The 21036-nt window shown below is 40.7% G+C and carries 17 protein-coding genes; 9 read left to right on the forward strand and 8 right to left on the reverse strand.

Going from position 1 to position 21036, the window contains the following annotated elements:
* The first annotated feature begins 72 nt into the window (after positions 1–72).
* The 3 genes from SJ2017_RS19365 (at position 73) to SJ2017_RS19375 (ending at position 6743) form a co-directional block, all read left to right on the forward strand.
* Positions 73–969 carry an acyltransferase gene (locus tag SJ2017_RS19365; protein ID WP_055026156.1) on the forward strand — a complete coding sequence of 299 codons (897 nt, stop codon included), beginning with the start codon at positions 73–75 and terminating at the stop codon, positions 967–969.
* 4 nt (positions 970–973) lie between these two features.
* The gene (locus SJ2017_RS19370) at positions 974–1906 is read left to right on the forward strand and encodes an acyltransferase (RefSeq protein ID WP_055026157.1); all 933 of its coding nucleotides are present in this window, start codon (positions 974–976) and stop codon (positions 1904–1906) included.
* A gap of 319 nt (positions 1907–2225) precedes the next feature.
* Positions 2226–6743, forward strand: coding sequence for an EAL domain-containing protein (locus SJ2017_RS19375; protein WP_244899737.1), 4518 nt, complete (start codon positions 2226–2228; stop codon positions 6741–6743).
* An 83-nt stretch (positions 6744–6826) separates the two neighbouring features.
* Here SJ2017_RS19375 and SJ2017_RS19380 read toward each other — a convergent pair whose 3' ends face one another.
* Positions 6827–7912 (reverse strand): branched-chain amino acid aminotransferase, encoded by a 1086-nt coding sequence (locus tag SJ2017_RS19380; RefSeq protein ID WP_080917016.1) that lies wholly within the window; start codon positions 7910–7912, stop codon positions 6827–6829.
* Positions 7913–8272: 360 nt separating this feature from the next.
* Between SJ2017_RS19380 and zapB the strand changes: the two genes are divergently transcribed.
* Entirely contained in the window at positions 8273–8473 is a 201-nt protein-coding gene (gene zapB / locus SJ2017_RS19385) for a cell division protein ZapB (RefSeq protein ID WP_055026159.1), read from the forward strand.
* Here zapB and SJ2017_RS19390 read toward each other — a convergent pair.
* The 7 genes from SJ2017_RS19390 to SJ2017_RS21555 all read right to left on the reverse strand — a co-directional run bounded on the left by SJ2017_RS19390 (position 8470) and on the right by SJ2017_RS21555 (position 14087).
* On the reverse strand, positions 8470–8682 hold the full coding sequence (locus SJ2017_RS19390; protein ID WP_055026160.1) for a DUF1107 domain-containing protein: 213 nt from the start codon (positions 8680–8682) through the stop codon (positions 8470–8472). The two genes, zapB and SJ2017_RS19390, sit on opposite strands and share 4 nt — an antisense overlap.
* A 399-nt stretch (positions 8683–9081) precedes the next feature.
* Positions 9082–9696: a thiol:disulfide interchange protein DsbA/DsbL gene (locus SJ2017_RS19395; RefSeq protein ID WP_055026161.1), complete on the reverse strand. Its 615-nt coding sequence runs from the start codon at positions 9694–9696 to the stop codon at positions 9082–9084.
* A gap of 175 nt (positions 9697–9871) precedes the next feature.
* Entirely contained in the window at positions 9872–10915 is a 1044-nt protein-coding gene (locus tag SJ2017_RS19400) for a serine/threonine protein kinase (RefSeq protein WP_080917017.1), read from the reverse strand.
* Positions 10908–11243, reverse strand: coding sequence for a DUF3630 family protein (locus SJ2017_RS19405; RefSeq protein ID WP_055026162.1), 336 nt, complete (start codon positions 11241–11243; stop codon positions 10908–10910). Before SJ2017_RS19405 ends, SJ2017_RS19400 begins: the two co-directional genes overlap by 8 nt.
* Before the next feature lie 74 nt (positions 11244–11317).
* Complete coding sequence (locus SJ2017_RS19410; RefSeq protein ID WP_080917019.1) at positions 11318–12790, reverse strand: protein adenylyltransferase SelO; 1473 nt, start codon at positions 12788–12790, stop codon at positions 11318–11320.
* Positions 12791–12809: 19 nt separating this feature from the next.
* Complete coding sequence (locus tag SJ2017_RS19415) at positions 12810–13148, reverse strand: hypothetical protein (protein ID WP_065108869.1); 339 nt, start codon at positions 13146–13148, stop codon at positions 12810–12812.
* A gap of 219 nt (positions 13149–13367) precedes the next feature.
* Positions 13368–14087: a hypothetical protein gene (locus SJ2017_RS21555; RefSeq protein WP_156003378.1), complete on the reverse strand. Its 720-nt coding sequence runs from the start codon at positions 14085–14087 to the stop codon at positions 13368–13370.
* 309 nt (positions 14088–14396) lie between these two features.
* On the opposite strand from SJ2017_RS21555, the gene SJ2017_RS19430 reads away from it, so the two are divergent.
* The 5 genes from SJ2017_RS19430 to katE1 all read left to right on the forward strand — a co-directional run bounded on the left by SJ2017_RS19430 (position 14397) and on the right by katE1 (position 20981).
* Positions 14397–14789: a nitrous oxide-stimulated promoter family protein gene (locus tag SJ2017_RS19430; protein ID WP_055025515.1), complete on the forward strand. Its 393-nt coding sequence runs from the start codon at positions 14397–14399 to the stop codon at positions 14787–14789.
* 318 nt (positions 14790–15107) lie between these two features.
* Positions 15108–15767, forward strand: a complete 660-nt coding sequence (locus tag SJ2017_RS19435; protein ID WP_080917023.1) for a hypothetical protein — start codon at positions 15108–15110, stop codon at positions 15765–15767.
* A 29-nt stretch (positions 15768–15796) separates the two neighbouring features.
* Positions 15797–17860, forward strand: coding sequence for an alpha/beta hydrolase family protein (locus SJ2017_RS19440; RefSeq protein ID WP_080917026.1), 2064 nt, complete (start codon positions 15797–15799; stop codon positions 17858–17860).
* 244 nt (positions 17861–18104) lie between these two features.
* Positions 18105–18689, forward strand: coding sequence for a lipid-binding SYLF domain-containing protein (locus SJ2017_RS19445; protein WP_080917028.1), 585 nt, complete (start codon positions 18105–18107; stop codon positions 18687–18689).
* A 780-nt stretch (positions 18690–19469) separates the two neighbouring features.
* Positions 19470–20981 carry a catalase KatE1 gene (katE1, locus tag SJ2017_RS19450; RefSeq protein WP_080917030.1) on the forward strand — a complete coding sequence of 504 codons (1512 nt, stop codon included), beginning with the start codon at positions 19470–19472 and terminating at the stop codon, positions 20979–20981.
* Positions 20982–21036 lie beyond the last annotated feature (55 nt).

A 21036-nucleotide genomic window follows, 5' to 3' on the forward strand; every position in this document is an offset into this window, starting at 1 on the left:
ATATTATTGTCCTTCGGATTGAGCCAAATCATTTCACGGAGTAACATAAGCCTCCATTCACAGGAGAGCTAGATGCCGCTGTTTGCAAAAATTAAAGGATCGATAGCATTTATTTGCTATGTAATAAATACCGTATTCTGGGTAATACCTATACTTATATTTAGTATATTCAAAGTGTTACCAATAAACATCATTCGTAAAATATGCAGTTATATTTTAGATAACTGTGCCAGTGCGTGGATCACTGTTAACGGTGTGATTGAGTCAATATTGCACCCAACGAAGATAAGGTTAACTGGCGATAGTCAGTTTTCAGAAAAAGAATGGTATATGGTCATTGCCAACCACCAATCTTGGGTCGACATCTTAATTTTACAGCGAGTATTTAACCGCAAAATTCCTTTTTTGAAATTTTTCTTAAAGCAGCAACTCATTTATGTTCCAGTATTAGGGCTAGCTTGGTGGGCGTTAGATTTCCCTTTTATGCGCCGTTATTCCACAGCACAACTTAAAAAGAACCCTAAACTTAAAGGGAAAGATATTGAGATAACTCGCAAGTCATGTGAAAAATTCAAGCATAAGCCTGTGAGTGTAATGAACTTTGTCGAGGGAACTCGCTTTCATCCTGGCAAACATACAAAACAAGCCTCACCGTATCGTCATTTATTAAAACCTAAAGCAGGTGGAATGGCATTTGCCCTTGACGCAATGGGCAGCCAGATTAATAAATTAGTCAATGTCACCATTTATTATCCTGATAAAATACCTTCCTACTGGGAATATATTTGTAATGGCCTCGATGAAGTCCATGTTGATATTCAAGTGACGACGATTCCTGACGCAATGCGTGGTGACTACAGTAAAGATCGTGAGTTTAAAATTGAGTTCCAAAATCAACTCAATCAACTATGGCTCGAAAAAGATAACAAAATCAGCGAAATGGCTGACAAAATAACTAGAGGTATTTAGCTCCATGCTAAGTTTTTTACCAGGTCCGATACTGTTCTTTATCAGTTCATTACTTTTAATTATTAACACTGTCGTATGGGCAGGATTAATCAGTATTGGCGGCATCATTAAATTATTCGTGCCAGTGGCTCTAGGTCGTAACCATATTTCACGATTAATGAATCGCTTTATGTGGGCTTGGGCATCATGTAATGGCGGCATTTTAAATTTAATCGCCAAAATTGAATGGGACATTGAGGGACTAGAAGGACTGGATGAAAATGGCTGGTATTTAATTATCAGTAATCATGTCAGTGGATTTGATATTGCTGCACAAACGTATATTTTGCGCAACAACGTACCAATGATGAAGTTCTTTTTAAAACGAGAGCTCATATTTGTCCCATTTTTAGGATTAGGCTGTTGGGCATTGGATATGCCATTTATGAACCGAACCAGCCCAGCCAAACTAAAAAAGAATCCTAAACTCAAAGGCAAAGATTTAGAAACGACTCGCAAAGCATGTGAGAAGTTTATCCATATCCCAACGTCAATCATCAATTATGTTGAAGGTAGCCGTTTCACTGAAGATAAACATCGTCGCCAACAATCACCTTATCGTCATTTATTGCGTCCTAAAGCAGGTGGAATCGCGTTTACTCTTTCAGCTATGGGTGAGCAGTTTACTGGCTTATTGAACATGACATTGGCCTATCCTGATGCTGATGCTAAAGCAAAAGAAGGCATTTTGTACGAAGTCATGTCAGGGCGGGTGAAAAAGATTGTCGTACGTATTGAGCAAATGCCTGTGCCAGAAGTCGATTCTGAAGTGTATTTCTCGCAAGCTGAAACCCGGGTTGAATTTCAACGTTGGTTAAATCAAGTTTGGTTCGATAAAGACCAGCAGCTTGAGGAAATTTTCCAGCAACATGCCCCTGATCAAAAACAAGATAATTAATAGCATTATCGAACATGACTAAAAACACGCTATTCAGCGTGTTTTTTACTTTATAGCGTTAACTTTTAAGTAAATTGTTAACTCTATTAAGCTTTTGCAACATCCACCCTACGTAAAACTGAAATGTAATTTGAAATAAAGCATATAGCTACGTAATATGGTTGCTTATGACGATTTAAATGCTTTTTTTTGTGTATTTAACAAACGGATAGTGTGTTATTTCTCTCCGCTATGACTATTCTTGTTAAGCATTTACATCCTAACTAACAATATGCAACCAACATCACTAGGTGTTTATTCTAATTACTATAGGTGCAGATTGAATTTACGTTTAGCCACATTATTTAGCACGTCTTTTATCATTGCGATGTTTATCATCTCAATGACAATTCAAGCTATCGCAATCACACCTAAAAATGATAATCATTTATTATCGTTTGATCAGTTCGAAGGCTCTAATGAGCTGAACCAAAACTCAGTCACCAAACTGTTTATGGATAAGGCTGGTATGCTATGGGTCGGAACCCAAGATGGACTGCATAGCTATAACGGAATCGAGTTTGATATTTTTCTCAATGACAGTAACGACCCGTCTAGCATTGTCGGTAATTACATTATTGATATCTTGCAATCACCTGACGATAGCTTGTGGGTTGCGACCTTCTCTCAAGGCCTCAGCAAACTAGATTTAGCCACTGGCAAGTTCACCAATTATGGCTTAGAAAGCGGTCTAAATGACTTACGCTTAACCAGCTTAAGTTTAATTGGTGACTCATTATGGATTGGCACCAAAACAGGCCTTTATACCCTCTCGCTAAAAACCAATAAAATCACCAAGATTAGTATCAGTAATAGCATTGACCCCAGCATCAGCTATGTCGCTAATGTCGATGATAAATATATCTTTGTTGGCACTGAGCAAAGCGGCACATTTGCCATTGATAGCAATACCATCATTCGCTTAGATATCCCTGCAGATTTAAGAGTCAATAGCATTCATACTAACGCTCAAGATGACTCTGTTTGGTTCGCGATAGGTAACGAGCTAGTTCGCTATGATCTCATCACCCACGAAAAAACACTCGTATGGACTAATCAGCAGCCAACCATCTTTAACGAAATTCATGATTTTGTCATCAGCAATAGCCAACAAGTATGGGCTATTGGTGCTAATGCAGGATTAATACAACTTGATTTAATCGACGGTCAGTGGCGCAGTAAAATCCATAAATATGACCCTAATAGCCGTCATTCAATCAGCGAAAATAACTTACAAACCATCATGCTCGCGCCCGATGGTACATTGTGGTTAGGCACTCGTTATTCTGGTATTAACAAGCTTAATCTTAACCAAGTCTATTTTAATCATATTTATGAAATGCACCCATCTAAGCCCAAAATGGCTAATATGATCAGAGCTATATTTCGTGATAGCCAAGACAGACTATGGATTGGAACCGAAAGCGCAGGAGTTAAAACCTTTGATGAAAAACAAGGCCAATTTTATTATTACAATGACTTGTTTGCCACAGCATTAAACCTTAATGAATCTGAATTAAACATCACGGTACATGCAATAACTGAAACGCCCGATGGCAACTTATGGTTCGGAACTGATCATGGTTTAGCCAGACTGACACCGGATCAACAGCTCAGTTTTTTACCGGCATTTGACCACCTTATTCCCAACACTTTGCATATACGCTCGCTCGCGTTAGACGACAAACAGCGCTTATGGGTGGGGAGCAGTAATGGACTGTATTTTGTCTTACCTGGCGAAGGGGTACTACATCAATATCAATTTAATTACCAAGAGACATACTCACCTCAAGAGCGCTCAATTCTTTCTCTAAAATATCATCAAAATAACCTTTGGATTGGGACAATGGCAGGCCTAGTAAGGCTAAAGCCAGATGATAAAAAACTCACGTTAAAAGTTCGCCAACCCGCGGACGAATCAACACTGAGTGATAATCGTATCCGTGATTTTATTGCTACCAGCACGGGTGACTTTTTAATGGCAACCCATAGCGGTGTCGACAAAATTATTGAACTGGCAGACGGTAGCATTCACTTTGAAGCCTTAAATAAATCATTAAAGCAACACACGGTCTATGCCATTCTCGAAGATAACCAGCAAAACCTCTGGTTAAGCACGAACTCAGGCATCATTCGTGTCACTCCTGATAATCAACTCGTGGCATTTAATGTCTTTGATGGTGTGCAAGCCAACGAGTTTAATGGTGGCGTCAAGTTTAGGGATGCAGATGGTGACTTATGGTTTGGCGGGATTAATGGCATTAACCAATTTACCCCAAATGAAGTGCCCGCAGAAAGGCCTGATGTCAAATTAGCGCTTACGAGCTATACCATTGGAAATGAGCATCATCAATTGCATGACTTATCTCATCCTCCTGAGCTGACCATGCCATTTGCAAATAATGTCATTCGTTTTGAAGTCAGTGCGCTTGAATACAATTACCCAGGATTTCACCAATTAAGTTATAAATTAGTCGGGCACAATAACGATTGGGTTGAACTTAACAATACCAACAATATTACTTTTACAGGTCTCGCACCTAAAGAGTATGAGTTACTGGTGCGCTTCACGTTAACAGACAACAGTTTTAACCAAGCTCCGTTTAGTATCAAATTTACAATCGTCCCACCGTTTTATTTAAGTAAAGCAGCTTACGTCATTTATGGTATTGCCATCATGCTGGCGATTACTTTCCTGATTTATCTTAAACAGCTAAAGCGTGAACAACAGCGTGAATTTGAGATCAGTATCCGCGCCTCTGAAGAGCGCCTGAAACTGGCGCTATGGGCGTCTGGTGATGGCATGTGGGACTGGAACATACGTGAAAATAAAGTCTACCGAACAGACATGGTGCCACCGCTGCGCCTTGGTAATGAAGATCAAGCTTTGATTAATAATATTCACCCAGAAGATAAACCTAGGGTGTCGAAAATTCTTAATCAACATCTTGAAGGTAAACTTGAGTTCTTTGAAGCTGAATATCGTGTTGAAAAACAAGCGGGAAAATGGATCTGGTTAATCGATCGAGGCAAGGTTGTTGAATGGGATCAACAAGACAGACCGGTCAGAATGGCAGGAACCCATAAAGACATCACTGTCAGAAAAGAAACTGAAAACGAGCTGAAACTCTCCACTCAGGTACTGCACAGTATGAATGAGGCCGTAGTGGTGGGAGAACTAGATTACCGTGTTCGCTCAGTAAACCCTGCTTTCAGTCGAATAACAGGTTTTGAGCCTGATGCCATCGCGGGCAAGCATTTCTTATTCCTCGCCCATGGAAAGCGTTCTCGAGATTTCTACCATAATGTCGAATTACAGCTACTGCGTAAAAAGCATTGGGCCGGTGAAATCAACATTCGAACTAAAGATAAAAAAGGTATTTTGGCTTGGCTAGAAATCAACCAAGTCATTGATACTAAGGGTGAGACCAGCCACTTTGTTGCGGTATTTACTGACATCACGAGCCGTAAAAAAGCGGAAGAAGATTTGCGAATTTTAGCAAACTTTGACCCATTGACAGGCCTGCCGAACCGAACCTTATTCCAAGATAGACTTAATCAAGCTATCACTAAGGCCCATCGTTCGAGATCAATTGTTGCCTTGTTATTCCTTGATTTAGACCGCTTTAAACACATCAATGACTCCATGGGACACCATGTGGGTGATTTACTGCTAAAAGCCGTTGCGAGTCGATTGCAAAATGCTATTCGTGAAGGCGATACCGTTGCCCGTCTAGGCGGGGATGAGTTCACCATTATTTTGGAAGAGGTCGCCAAGTTAAAAGCGGCTACCATCATTGCTGAAAAAGTGCTTAAAGCGTTTAAAGCGCCTTTCTTACTTGAAGATAAAAATATTACTGTCTCGCCTTCTATCGGTATCAGTTTATTCCCTAATGACGCTGACGACAGTACCTCACTGATCAAGTATGCAGATACCGCTATGTATCATGCAAAATCTTTAGGTCGCAATAACTTCCAGTTTTACACCGAAGAGCTAAACCAATATGCCACCCGTCATGTTGAGCTTGAAGCGGGGCTAAAAGAAGCGATTCAAAGTAACGAGCTCTATCTGGTTTATCAGCCTAAATACGATATTAAAACCAAGCAAATTTTAGGCGTTGAAGCGCTACTGCGTTGGGAAAGTAAAACGCTTGGCTTTATTTCACCCGTTGAATTTATTCCATTGGCAGAAGAAACTGGGATGATCAACGCCATTGGGCACTGGGCCATTGATGAAGCGTGTAATCAACTTGCTGAATGGCATAAACAAGGTTTTGAAGATATCTCAGTTGCCGTCAATCTCTCAGCAAGACAATTAAAAGCGGATATCATTTCAACAATTGAAGTCGCATTGGCCGTCTCAGGATTACCTGCTGGAGCATTAGAGCTTGAGTTAACCGAATCTATGATCATGGGTAATCCAAAGGATTCAGTGGAAGTGCTGTCGCAACTTAAAGCCTTAGGACTCACCATTGCTATTGATGACTTTGGGACTGGGTATTCGAGCTTGAGTTACTTAAAACGTTTCCCTATTGATACGTTAAAAGTCGACCGAGAGTTCGTGCGCGATATCATTGAAGATCCTGATGACGCAGCAATAACCAGTGCAATTATTACCTTAGCCCATAGTTTAGAGCTGAATGTCGTTGCCGAAGGGGTAGAAACCCAAGAACAGCTCGACTTCTTGCAGTCAGAAGGCTGTGATCAAGTCCAAGGCTTCTTACTGAGTAAACCTCTGCCAGCCGATGAATGTTTGGCCGTATTACAGCAAGACAAACTTGAAAAAACTAACAGTTAACAGGCATGCGGTAGATACACAAAAGGCTCCCTTAGGAGCCTTTTTAATGGTCAAAACACCTGCACTAGGTATTCTACTAGGTATTAAGGAGCCACTCGCTCAACACGTTTAACCCAGCCTTCAGGGCCTTCAAGTTGACCATTTTGTAGTTCAGTAAAGATTTGGTAGATTCGCTTAATACACGGGCCGACCTCACCATCACCAACGGTTACCACTCGTCCATCTTCAAAAATGTACGATCCCACAGGTGACACAACTGCTGCGGTGCCAAAGCCATCCGCCTCAACAATTTCACCCGCCTCGATATCAGCAATGAACTTATCTAGCATGATCGTCTCTTGACGCACTTCACAGCCTAATAGGTGCCCTAGCTCCAGCATTGATTGCGAGGTGATTGATTTTAAAATCGTATCAGTAAATGTTGGGATCACCACAGTGCCATCTTTTAGCACATGGAAGTGGTTCATTGCGCCCACTTCTTCAATCTGTTGATTATTAGCATCAAGATATAACACTTGAGCAGCGCCATATTCAGCAGCAGCTTGGCCCGCTCGCAGTGACGCAGCGTAGTTACCCGCCGCTTTCGATGCGCCAGTGCCACCCGATACTGCACGGTGGAACTTCTTACTAATAAGCAAACGAATCGCTTTGCTTACCCCATCAGCATAATAAGCGCCACTTGGGCTTAAAATGACGCAAAAGGTAAAATTCAGGCTAGGACTCACCGATAGACGATCTTCGGTGGCAAAAATGAAAGGACGAATATACAAACAAGCGCCATCTTGCATCGGGAACCACAAACGATCCACATCAATAAGCGCATTAATGGCTTCAAGTTGAATCTCTTCATCAAGGTTAGGAATACATAAGATATCTGCAGAGTTGTTTAAACGTTCCGCATTCTTATTCAATCTAAAGGTATAGATTTCACCGTCGTCATGCATAAAGGCCTTTGCGCCTTCAAAAATAGACTGACCGTAATGCAATGAAATTGCACCTGGCGCAATCTCAAAAGGAGCATAAGGTTCGATACGTGGATCGCACCATTGGCCATCTCGATAATCCATTAAAAACATATGATCAGTTCTGAGATTACCAAATCCAACATTACCTTCTGGATGAAATTGCTCAGTACGGCGTGACGATTTTAAATTATATTTGATGTCCATTTGCTACCACCTTGAAAACAGAGCTAGCAGACTATGAATCATCAGTTGTAATGTCAAGCAAATGGACAATGTGGATGACATTTAACCGTCAATCGTTCTGCACAAGATGACAATTCCCAAAAAAGGCCGTTTTAAAACGAGGTTTATCTAATGAGTAAGACTTTCATGGGACACTGAACATCAGGGATTGCTGCTAGATATCAGTAAAAAATTACCTAAATACAGCTCAAGGTGATTAAAGCTTAGAAAATAGTAGTAAAACTGGTACTTTTTTTAACCACTTAACAGATTTGTCTATTCCTTAAACCCCAGTCACTGCTAGAATCAGCATTCCATCCAGAAACTATTAGGACTCCCGATATGAGCCTTGAATTATTGTCCCAACTGGAAGCCAAAATCCAGGCTACTCTTGAAAATGCTGAGCTACTTAAAATGGAGCTTGAAGAAGAGAAGCAAAAGAACGCTCAGTTGACTGAGACTAATCAACAACTACAACAAGACCTCAACTCTTGGAATGACAAAGTTAACGGTCTTGTTGGATTACTTAATAGCGAAAGCTAAATAGCATTAGCTTCATTATGCTGAGCAGCTAATAGCTCATTAAGTTCTGAAACAGCCTGCTTTACTTTTGGCAGGCTTTTTTTTGGCATTAAAAAACGTCCCTTCTTAAACTCTAAGCAACCTAGATCTTTAACCCAAATAACCCCTGTAAGAAAAATACGTGCATGTTTGACAATAAGCTTAGGTGCGTAAACGGGGAACCTTCTCATGAGAACTCCTCAAGCATGTTGTTATTGGTTTTTGATGACTTCACTTTGACAATATAAATCCCCAAAGAGTTTCGTAAAGTTAAACATTTTTCACCTTAAATTCAGCGATTAAGTTCAAATAATGAAATAACACAAAAATGACACTTGCCATTTTTTTGACGCTTTGATAGAGTATTTAACGTTACTCAGGGTAAATAACGAGCCAATTGGCTCAACACCGTATCGTTTTAAAATGAATAATTTTGAAACCTACGGTTTTTTTTTGCTTTTTTTCAGGAGGTTGGACAATTAACCGTACAAAATACAGACATAAAAAAAGAGCCACTGCGGGCTCTATTTTTTTATCAAATTATCGAACAAATACTGCGTCAATAATTCGTCTTAGTTAATCTTAATCGATTACTTATCTTTAGACGTTAAGTAGTAAGCGATATCTAAAAGCTCGTCATAAGACTTAATTGAACCTGTCTCAACACGATATTTACCGTTAACCACTAATGCAGGTACACCTGATAGTTTTGCGTTTTCAGTATCACGCTTCATTTTAGACATTTGTGCATTCACCATGAATGAGTTTGCTGCCGCATCAAAGTCTTTACCATCAACACCGTTAGCAATAAACAGCATACGGATATCATCTTGGCTAGTGAAACGTTGCTTAGTATCGTGAATAGCAACGAAAATTGCATGTTCGATTTTCTTTTCAACATTTAATTGGTGAGCAATCGCAAAAGCACGAGACATTTCAGTGCCCATTTCACGGCCAATAAACTCTACGTGTGCTTGGTTAAACGCAACACCTTCTGGCAATGTTTTCTCAATTTTTGGTACAACTGTTTTTGAAAAGTTATAACAGTGGCCACAGAAGAATGAGAAAAACTCTGTAATTTCAGGCTTAGACGTTGCTGGGCCTTCATTAATCACAGTGTAATGTACACCTTCTTTATAATCTGCAGCAGTTGCCGCCAATGGGGCTAAAAGTAGTGCTGCTGCCATTAATAGTGCTTTTTTCATTTTGCTTCCTTTAGTGTGCAATCTTAAATTATTTTTTAATTTTAAAATTTGCCATCTATTGCCTGCTTTACGCAGAGCTAATGTATGTATTACCTAAACCGTATCATAATTTAGGTTATTGCAATATCTCAAGACCTTATCAAGAACATTTGTAACAATCTACGTTAGTTAACACCTAGTATCCCATCAAGCTTAATGGTGCTTCATCTAACGCTGCAAGTTGTTCTTTAAACGCTAAGGTTTGTTGTTCCCAGTATTTGATATCACCAAACCATGGAAAGTTCATTGGAAATGCGGGATCTTGCCATCTTTTACTTAACCAAGCGTTATAGTGAAGCATGCGCAAGGCCCTTAGAGGCTCAACTAAAGCGAGCTGACCTTGGTCAAAATCGTAAAACTCTTGGTAACCTTCTAGCAAGACGTCTAATTGTAACAGCCGTTGAGATCGATCACCCGTTAGCATCATCCATATGTCTTGTACTGCCGGGCCTTGCCTTGCATCATCTAAATCCACAAAGCCTGGGCCATCGGGCGTCCATAAAATATTACTGGGATGCAGATCTCCATGTAGACGAATCGTTGGAAATTGATGCCCTGACATAGCACTTTTAGCTTTATCTAACACTTGCTCTGCCACGGTAAAAAACTGCTGACTAATGCCATCAGCCACTTGACCAGATTGCTGTAAATACGCCAACGCATCATCACCCAAAATCTTTGATGAAACTGGCTCTCTATATTGGAATGCTTGTTTACTAGCATATTGATGAATACGGCCAATAAAGCGACCAACAGACTCTAATTGGTCGAGATTGTCGACCTCAAAAGCACGCCCACCAATAGAAGGAAATAGCGTAAATTTATAGCCTTGATAGTGGTGTAAAGTCTTACCATCGATAATCGCTGGAACAGCAATAGGAATATCTTCTGCAGCCAATGCCAGCGCATAATCATGTTCTTCTTGAATTTGTTCTTCGGACCAACGATGCGGCCTGTAAAACTTAACCACATATCGATTCCCACGATCACACCGAAATTGGTAAACACGGTTTTCATAGCTATTTAAAGCTAATAAACCGGTTTCTGGGTATACCGCTAAGCTCTCGATAGCATCTAAAATTAAGTCAGGCGTTAAAGCTTGAAAGTCAAATGATGCATCTTGGCTTTTATTCGAATTGGCTTGCTCTGTCGAATCGTTATCTATTTGACGATTACTCATTTGCGCCCTTCACTGTGACTAATGGTGTTAATAACGTCATTAAATACGTTAACACTTCAATATCCGAGGCGACATCGGTCGATATCCAACAAATATCGCCATAAAACTCGTAATGTAACCAAAGCTGGCTGCCTTCGAAATTCAATAGCCATTGATGTCTATCTGCGCCCCATTGTTGCTCACGGATTTCGCAATCTATCGCCGCGGCCAATGGCTCAGCAAATTGTTCAAACTGCTCAAAATCAATATCTGCACGGATTAAAATACTGAGCGACTCTTTATCTAATGCGATTGAATGCAAGCCAATCACGGGCTTTTCGCTATTCATATTGTTAGGTAAACCTGCGTTATTGATAAGCCTACATGTTTACTGTTCGGCTTATCGTATGCTTAAAATAAAAATTAACTGCTACAAGACATAATTAATCCCTGTCCCCACTGCGGCGGACGCTGAGCATAATGTGACATATGTTCTTGCTCGGCATAGGGCTGTGTTAATAACCGGTGTAATTCAACCAATTTACCATTATCTCCATCTTCTGCGGCGACAATGGCTTCCTGTGCAAGATAATTACGCAGAATGTATTTCGGATTGACACTGTTTCTTGCACCTTGCCAAGCCTCAATATCTGTCACTTGTCCCACTCGTTGCTGATAGTCCTTATACCAAGCATCAAATGTTGGCCTATCGATGATTTCATCTGCAATATTGGATTTAGCGCTATTGACATCCAAGTTACCAAAAGCCCTAAAGGTATTGGTATAGTCCAACATATTATGCTGCATCACCCCACAAAATCGGCCTATTAGGTCTAAATCTTGTTTGTCTTGTTCTGCCGAATTGGCGATCTGCTCTGTTATTGATAAGCCCATTTTAGCCCGCATCAATAACAAGTATTGCTTCACTAATTCTGCTTGGTAGGTATTCAGTGCAGCGACCAAATCATCAGATTCGATCACAGGCGTTAATGCTTGCGCTAAACGTTGCAAGTTCCATAACCCAATACCAGGCTGCTGACCGAACGCATAACGCCCTTCTGGATCAGAATGATTGCAGATGAAGTCTTCTTTAAACGTGTCTAAAAAAGCAAAAGGGCCAAAATCAAAGCTGTCGCCCAAAACAGACATATTATCTGTGTTCAACACCCCATGAGCAAAACCAACGGCTTGCCAATGACCAATCAGCACAGCGGTATCTTTAACCACTTGTGTGAACCAGGCTTTGTAACCGTGATAATCTTGCGATAAATGCGGGTAATGTTGGGCAATAGTAAAATTAAGTAACTGAATAAGCTTATCTTTACTTCCTTGTTCGCTATGACAAAAATATTCAAAATGGCCAAAACGAATATGACTTTTTGCCAGCCTTACGGTAATAGCAGCGGTTTCTTGGGATTCACGCCAAACGGGCAAATCAGAACCTATAACGGCTAAAGCACGTGTAGTAGGAACAGATAAAGCTGCGAGCGCTTCCGATGCCAAAAACTCTCTTACTGCAGAGCGCATTACTGCTCGGCCATCGCCATGTCGGGAATACGGGGTTGGGCCTGCACCTTTTAAGGCAATATCCCAAGCTTGTGGATGCGCATCTTGCCCATTAAATGCTTCACCTAGAATAATTGAACGACCATCACCCAATCGTGGTGAATAACCACCAAACTGATGACCGCTATACACTTGCGCATAATAACTCGCACCAGGCATCTGGTGATTTCCTGACATCTGCATCAGTAACTCATCGGTGGGCTTAGTTAGGCCAATTAATGCCGCGGCGTCATCACTCCAAACAAGCCAATGAGGTTGACTAATAGGCAGCGGGTAAACCTGCGAATAAAATCCTTCAAGTTGTTCAAAAAAATCTTGTTTTAGCTGCATTCATCTTCCCTAAAGCAGGCTATTGGCAATGAATCACATTTTCATCATCGACCTGACATAGCTGCTCACATTGATATCCTTTTTCGATAGCTACAGGTATTGCTGTAGCATTTTCCAGAGCCTGCTTGTCTATTTCAACAAGGCTTTTTCCACTAAGGCGTAACATACCATCGCCTTTTAACTGACACTGCTCAAGCGTGTCATAATAACCCGCAATATAATCCGCTTGTATCGGATTAGCCGGCTTTTTAGCTTGATCTGCGTAATAAAAAAGAGTCCATTCAGGTGTACGAATACAGCCTGACAAGCTGAATATTCCTAAGCATAAAACCAACAAAGTCAGTACTTTGGTATTCATAAAAAACCTCTTAATTTCCTCAAAAGTGAAGGGAAGCATTAACTCGCCGAGCAAAAAGTAGCGCGATATTGCAACTCCGTTGGCTCAAACGCGCCCTATAATGGCAAGATCCATCAATATGTCTATAACTAACAAAGATATTAGCAATAAAAAAGCGAACCTAAGTCCGCTTTAATTGAATCTAGGTGAAATAGTATTCACCAACAGGTTAAATAGCCCTTAGCCTGCAGCTTTAGATTTTGCTTTCTCGATACGTTTAATTCGACCTTCAAAACCAGTAACAGTTCCATCGCTTAGCTGATATTGCAGCGCTTGCTCACATAGCATAATGGCTTTATCAAACTGCTTAGTATCATTAAGCATGGTTGATAACTGCATAAAGCCTGGACCTTTTTCATCAGCAGCAACCTTATTCTGTTGCTGGTACTTGGCATAAACAGCTAAATAGTTATCGGCCAATTGCGCACCATATTGGCAATAATCTGCCTGTTTACGCAATTTATAACTATGACCAATAATATTCAGTAACGTTTGATGCTGCGCTGTGACATCTGCACTGGCATCAAAACTGCTAACGAGATTAGCAAACACATCACCCGCCCATGCACCTGTAGCAGGCAAGTTTACATCCGTTTCTTCGTTTTCTTTTTCTTTTACAACTTCTGGCTCTGGCTCTGGCTCTGGCTCTGGCTCTGGCTCTGGCTCTGGCTCTGGCACGACAGTGTTAGCGCCAACGACAACCTCATCAACAGCCTTTTCAGCTGTTTCTTCCACGACTTCTGCTTCTACGTCAATCACATCTTCTGACACTGTCGTTTCTTGCGGTTTTTCTTGTTGAGCAGATGTTTTCTCATCTAATTCGTTCTGAGCAACCTTCTGCGTTCGACGGTACAAATAAACGCCCAACAAGACTAATAAAATAATGACAATATATTTCATTGATAACACCATACCTGTGTCATGTTTGTGTGTATTTAAATAGCTAAGCAGTCAAGCTCAAAGTCTATTCAAGAGAGATTAATTTTCACGCTGCTTTTTTGAGCAGGTTATCTAGTATTAATAAGCTATTGTGCAGCAATAAATCAAGTATTTATCCTGCTTTTGTGCCATTAAATATGATAAGTGGGGATAAATTCAAATTTTGAGATTTTTGTGCTTTAGCTCAAGCTTATAATCACCTAAATTGAACTGAATCATTGAAGCTAGTTACACTACTCATACCCGAGTAAATTACTAAGGTATTTATTGATGTCTGAATCTTCTATTCTCTCAGGAAAATTACTGTTTGAGCTCAACACAATGACAGCCATGGCTGGCATATATTGTCGTGCTCATCATCAACAGACACAAGGTAAAGAGTTGTGTGAGGAATGCCGTTCATTACTTGAATATGCCGAAACTCGATTAGATCGCTGCCCTTACGGTCAAGACAAACCAACATGCAATAAATGCCCAGTTCATTGCTATAAACCCCACATGAAACAAAAAGTCCGAGAGATAATGATCTACTCAGGACCACGAATGCTGATCCCCCATCCCATTATGTCGATTAAGCATTTATTATCAGAAAGAAAACCCGCACCAGGTAAGCCACCTGAAGGCGTTTCAAATCGTCACATAAGAAAGCAAAAAAAAGCTTAGGATACTGGTCGAAATAGTCGCTTAGAGGTATTATCACTTAGAATGAAATAAGGGGTAACTGATCGAACTCGGACCGTTTTTCTCGCAAGCTTATATTTGGTTATCTTTACTCGGCGGTATTCATTGCTTCGGGGTAGGCTTGTATGTGCGCTACATATACGCCAACAGCGATCCTAGCACGACACAAAGTAATCGTTTATTAGGCTCGTTATTTTTGCTCATTGCACTTTTTTTGCCACTGGGGCAATCACCCGTGAAAATGCACCGATTCAAATTCATTTCATTTTGACCTTAATGGTGCCCTTTTACTTTTTATTGATGCCTTTACTTTATTCATACTGTAAAGCTTGCCTGCAAATTCCGGTATCAGATAGTAATATTCTCAAACACCTATCACCGACGTTAATCACTATGATTGCCATTATGTTTGCAGTGTTTTTCAACATTGGGCTGGATCCCACCGCTTCAACACAAGTGGTCAATTCAGTTAGCGAACTCCGTCATATCAACACGATTGCATTAGTCATGCCTGGGTTCATCATTTTACAAAGTGCCATCTACTTTGGGCTGATATTCAATACCATCAATAAACATAAAAAACGCTTTAAATTAACCAACCAACAAAGCTTAAAAGATATTAGATTGCGCTGGTTACTGATACTTACTGCCGGAATATTGCTTAATTGGGTACTGCGCATAGTGATGGTATTAATCCCATTTTATTTCGGTGATACTATTTCAGTTTTAGCTCATACCATTGCACGATTGTCACTGCTGATAACGGTTTATGGTTTTGCCTTATATGGTTTGCATCAAATTACTCGTGCAGCCTACCTCAGAGGTAACAACAATAGCGCCAATCAGAATCAATCACACAAGCCACAAAAAGCCAGTGAGCAGTTATTAAATTCTGAAGAATTGAATTATTTACAAACCATCATCAATGAAGATACGGCCTCAGAAAAGCGACTCCATTAACACACATCAAGAATAAGGAAAGGAGCTCCATGTCAACGTTATTAACCCGCCTTCGCCCAATTGGGCTTATTTCTCTACTCAGTATTTCTTTTCAAGCAACAGCCGAATCTGCACTAGAAAAAATCACTATTGATGACTTTTTTGACATCGCCATGATGAAACAAGTGAGTTTTAGCCCTAATGGTAAAGAAGCGATTTGGGTAGAAAGTCGTTGGGATGAAACGCTCGATAAAGCCCAATCTGACTTATGGAAAGTCAACACTAAAACCCGTCAAACTCAACGCCTCACATTCAGTAATGAAAATGAAGCAAGTCCAGTTTGGAGTCCAGACGGGCAATATATTTACTTTCTCTCAAAACGTACTGACAGCCATGAAAAAGCGCCACTGAATGGCAAAAACCAAGTATTTAGAATGACTAATAGTGGTACGGACTTACAGCCATTGACCAAAGAAACTGAAGGGGTAAATGCGTTTCAGTTAAGCCGTGATGGTAAAAACTTGTACTTTACTGGCAATAAAACCACCGAAGAAACCGATGTCTGGAGTGAGATGCGTAGCCGTCATGATGCGCCTCAATATGGTCATGGTGAACACCAGTCAAATCCACTCTATGTGCTTGATTTAGAACACTACAAACAACAAACTTTAATTGATGACGATAAGGTAGTCTGGCAATTCAGTGTTAATAATGCCCAAACTAAAATTGCCCGAATTACGACCGAAGATAATGAATTAGTAAAACTTGAAGGTTGGTCTGACATTGATATTTATGATGTGAAGCAACAACGTCATCAGGTATTGGCTGATCAACAATGGCGTCAACAAGCTCCATCACCTTACGGTTGGTTATTAGGGTTAGCTTGGCATGATAATAATCAGCAACTGGCCTTTCGCATCGACTTTGACGGTCACCCAGGCAAGTTATTTATCGCTGACACCGCCAAAGGCAACAACAGCATAACCGAGCTCTCTCGCCCGAGTAAGGTCACCTTAAATGGACAAGATATTCAGTGGCGTCCAAACAGTGATGAAATTTGTTATCGAGGTGCAGAGTCTGCTCGAGTAAAAATTTATTGCACAGAATTTATCAAGAACAAGCAAGGTGATAGCCGTAAAGTCATAGATGCTGACATCGTAGTCGGCAGCTATGACTTTAATTCATCAGGTAAACAGCTCGTGCTGAGCCATAATGGCTTAACTCATTTTAGCGACCTTTTTATTGCTGATGCTGATAATCGCCGCGCTAAAATTAAACGTATCACTGACATCAACTCGCAAGTAAAACATTGGCAATTACCACAGATTTCCATCGTGAAATGGCAAGCACCCGATGGCGCTACCGTTGAGGGTATATTAGAACTTCCACATGGCTATAAAGCGTCGCAAGGGAGATTACCACTGATAGTACAAATCCATGGTGGTCCTACATCTGCGACACCTTATGCACTACAACATCGCTCATACGGACGTAGCACATTTTCGGCGGATGGCTGGGCGATCTTATCGCCAAACTATCGTGGTTCAACGGGATTCGGTGATAAGTTTCTCACTGACTTAGTGGGTCAAGAACACGATATTGAAGTCAGCGATATTCTTGCAGGTGTTGATCATTTAATCGCTGAAGGGATCGCTGATGAAGATAAAATGGCAGTGATGGGCTGGAGTAATGGCGGCTACTTAACGAATGCCCTCATCAGCACCACTAATCGCTTTAAAGCAGCAAGTTCTGGTGCAGGCGTTTTCGATCAACGCTTACAGTGGATGTTAGAAGATACCCCAGGTCATGTAGTGAACTTTATGCAGGGATTACCATGGGAACAGCCAGAAGCTTATAAAAAAGCGTCATCACTGACCTATGCCAATAACATTAACACGCCCACATTAATTCATATCGGCGAACACGACCAACGTGTGCCTTTAGGCCATGCTCAAGGGTTATATCGTGCTTTAAAGCACTACCTTAATGTGCCCGTTGAATTAGTTGTGTACCCAGATGAAGGTCATGGATTAAGTCGATATCAGCATCGAAAAGCCAAAATGGAATGGGACAAGAAATGGTTTGATTATTATGTACTAGGTATACAAGACTAGAAAACAGCCTTTCATATCAAGACTGTACCTAAGCGCTTCGCGTCAGTAGGCTGAACCTTAGCTGACAATAAGGGCGTTATTTTTGCCCTTTGACTCACGGCTTTGATATGCTGCTTGCAAACTTGCATCAATTCAGCACATTTTTATTGTGAGTACGAACATGATTTGCCATTAACATTAATGAGCAAGTAGTGAGCCTACATAACAGCTGAAGCCAATCCGATATCGATTAACAGGAGTTAGCATGAAAAATATTTTATCCGTCTTAGCACTGAGCGTTGCGCTGTTAGGGCTTACTTTTTCTACCACTGCCCATGCAGATAAATATGCTGACAAATACGCAAAGACCATTGCTGACTTTAAAAAAGCCCCCGAAGTGCAGAGCTTTTTCAAAGATGCTTATGGATATGCCGTTTATCCAACGGTGGGTAAAGGTGGTGTAGGTATCGGCGCCGCCTATGGTTCAGGTCGAGTCTATCGTGGTGGCAGCCACACTGGTGACTCAACCCTATCTCAGCTGTCTATTGGTTTTCAATTGGGCGGACAAGCATACAGCGAGCTTATCTTCTTCAAAAATAAAGCTGCGTACGACGACTTTACCAGTGGCACATTCGAATTTAGCGCCCAAGCCTCAGCCGTCGCCATTACTGTTGGTGCAAACGCTCAAGTTGGCTCGACTGGTAATTCTGCCGCTGCAGGTAATGCTGGAAATCGCACAGCAGCCAAAGCAAGTTATATGAATGGCATGGCAATTTTTACAGCGGCTAAAGGTGGTTTTATGTATGAAGCGGCCATTGCCGGTCAAGCTTTCAGCTTTGATGCGAAATAAGCTTATTTAAACAATAAAACTGTCACCCATTAAAAAGGCTGCAATAGCAGCCTTTTTACTCTCTAAAATAAGAGCCAAACTCTTTTGAGCTTATTTGTCGCTAAAAGCATAAGTCGACATAAAATATCACTATAAGCTGACAAATTCTAAAAACTAATAAAACTACATGAATCTAACAGGTAGTTTTTTACAAATAAGGGTTAGGTTTATTTCCAAATCATCAAAGCAAATTGAGCAAGAGGACTAGACTTCACCTCTAACTAAGTGACCAATTCACTATGCCACTACAAGACGAACCACGCGGCTAAAGCAATGATAATAAGGTTTTCTCGTTCGCAAGAGTTCAAGACTAATTTGGCTTCTACGAGAGTGCGGCATCATAACCGCCTTGTTTAATGCTCAAATCAAGCTAAGTAGGACGTCGCAATTGATGCCATTAACTATAGGTATCTAAATATATTTTACCTCTATTACCTTTATCACCTTTATATTAGAGGGCAAAAATCCTATGTCAGTAAAGCTCGCTTTAAATAGAGCTCGGCTAGCACTAAAACGCTCTCAAAAAGCTTACGAATAACGAGATGACAGTTATTCCCATTTGATTTCTAACAGGTACTCAGTTCCATTTCCTCGATGCCTCAAACACATTCAACAGCGCTAATTTAACTTAATAGCATTTAACGATTCAACTAATCGATTAATACCGCTGCAAACAATCACTTTTTACGGTTACATTATTAACAGGCAGAAAGAGCGTGAGTTGTTAATTGAGAGAATCCCATGGATATAACAAAAAAAAGCTGTTTAATCTTATCAATGAGTTTGGTATTTAGTGTTCAAGCAGAAACATTAACCCGTGACAATGGTGCTCCTGTAGGAGATAACCAAAACTCAATCACTGCGGGCAGTAATGGCAGCGTACTTCTGCAAGATGTCCATCTGATTCAAAAGTTACAACGTTTCGCTCGCGAAAGAATTCCAGAGCGTGTCGTACACGCAAGAGGAACTGGTGCCCATGGTGAGTTCGTCGCCAGTACTGATTTAAGCAAGCTAACGCAAGCTGCACCTTTTGCAGAGAAAGGTAAAACTACACCTGTTTTTGTACGTTTCTCTACTGTTGTCCATTCTAAAGGCTCGCCAGAAACCTTACGTGACCCACGTGGTTTCGCGACTCGTTTCTATTCAGATCAAGGAAACTGGGATCTTGTAGGTAACAACCTGCCTGTATTTTTCATCCGTGATGCGATTAAATTTCCTGACATGGTTCATTCACTAAAACCATCTCCTGTCACTAATCTTCAAGATCCTAATCGTTTCTTCGATTTTTTCAGCCATGAAGGAACGGCAACTAACATGCTAACGTGGGTTTACACCAACTTAGGTACACCATCTAGCTACCGTAAAATGGATGGTTGGGGTGTTCATGCATACAAATTTATTAATGATGAAAATCAAGTTAACTACGTTAAATTCCATTGGGTAAGCCAACAAGGTGTTGAAGGATTAAGACCTGACGAAGTCACCGCAATGCAAGGGAAAAACTTTAACCACTTAACTGATGACCTTTACAGCGAGATTAGCAAAGGCAACTACCCTAAATGGGATTTAAAAGTAAAAATATTGAATCCGAGTGAGCTCAATAATTTCGATTACAACCCACTTGACGCAACCAAGATGTGGCTTGATGTGCCAGAAACCACTGTTGGCACAATGACCCTAAACCGCGTGCCAGATAACTTTTTCCAAGAAACGGAACAAGTGGCAATGGCACCATCTAACTTAATTCCAGGTATTGAGCCATCAGAAGATAAATTACTTCAAGGGCGTATTTTCTCTTATGCAGATACACAGCTTTACCGTTTAGGCGCTAATTTATCTCAGTTACCGATTAACCAAGCAAAAGTGACTGTGACCAATCACAATCAAGAAGGCGCAGCTAATTACGCTAATACTCAGTCTGATATTAACTATCAACCAAGTAGAAACCTGCCTTTGAGTGACGACGCTAGCTTTAAAGCTGTGAACACGCCTTTATCAGGCACTGTGCAACAAGCCGTGATTGCAAAACAAGATAACTTCACTCAAGCAGGTGTGTTGTATAGAAGTTTAAGCAAACAAGATAAAAGTGATCTTATCACCAACTTGTCAGGCGATTTAGGCAAAGTGGCAGACACAAATGTTAAACATCAAATGCTCAGTTACTTCTATCAAGCAGATAAAGACTTTGGCGAACGTTTAACCAAAGCTGTTGACGGTAACCTTAAAGAGGTGAAAAAAAGAGCCAATATTTAAATTCTCATTGGACTGAATTAACGCTATCGGGCTAGCGTTAAATAACAGAGTAAGT

The sequence above is a fragment of the Shewanella japonica genome, from assembly GCF_002075795.1.
GTDB classification, from domain to species: Bacteria; Pseudomonadota; Gammaproteobacteria; order Enterobacterales; family Shewanellaceae; genus Shewanella; species Shewanella japonica.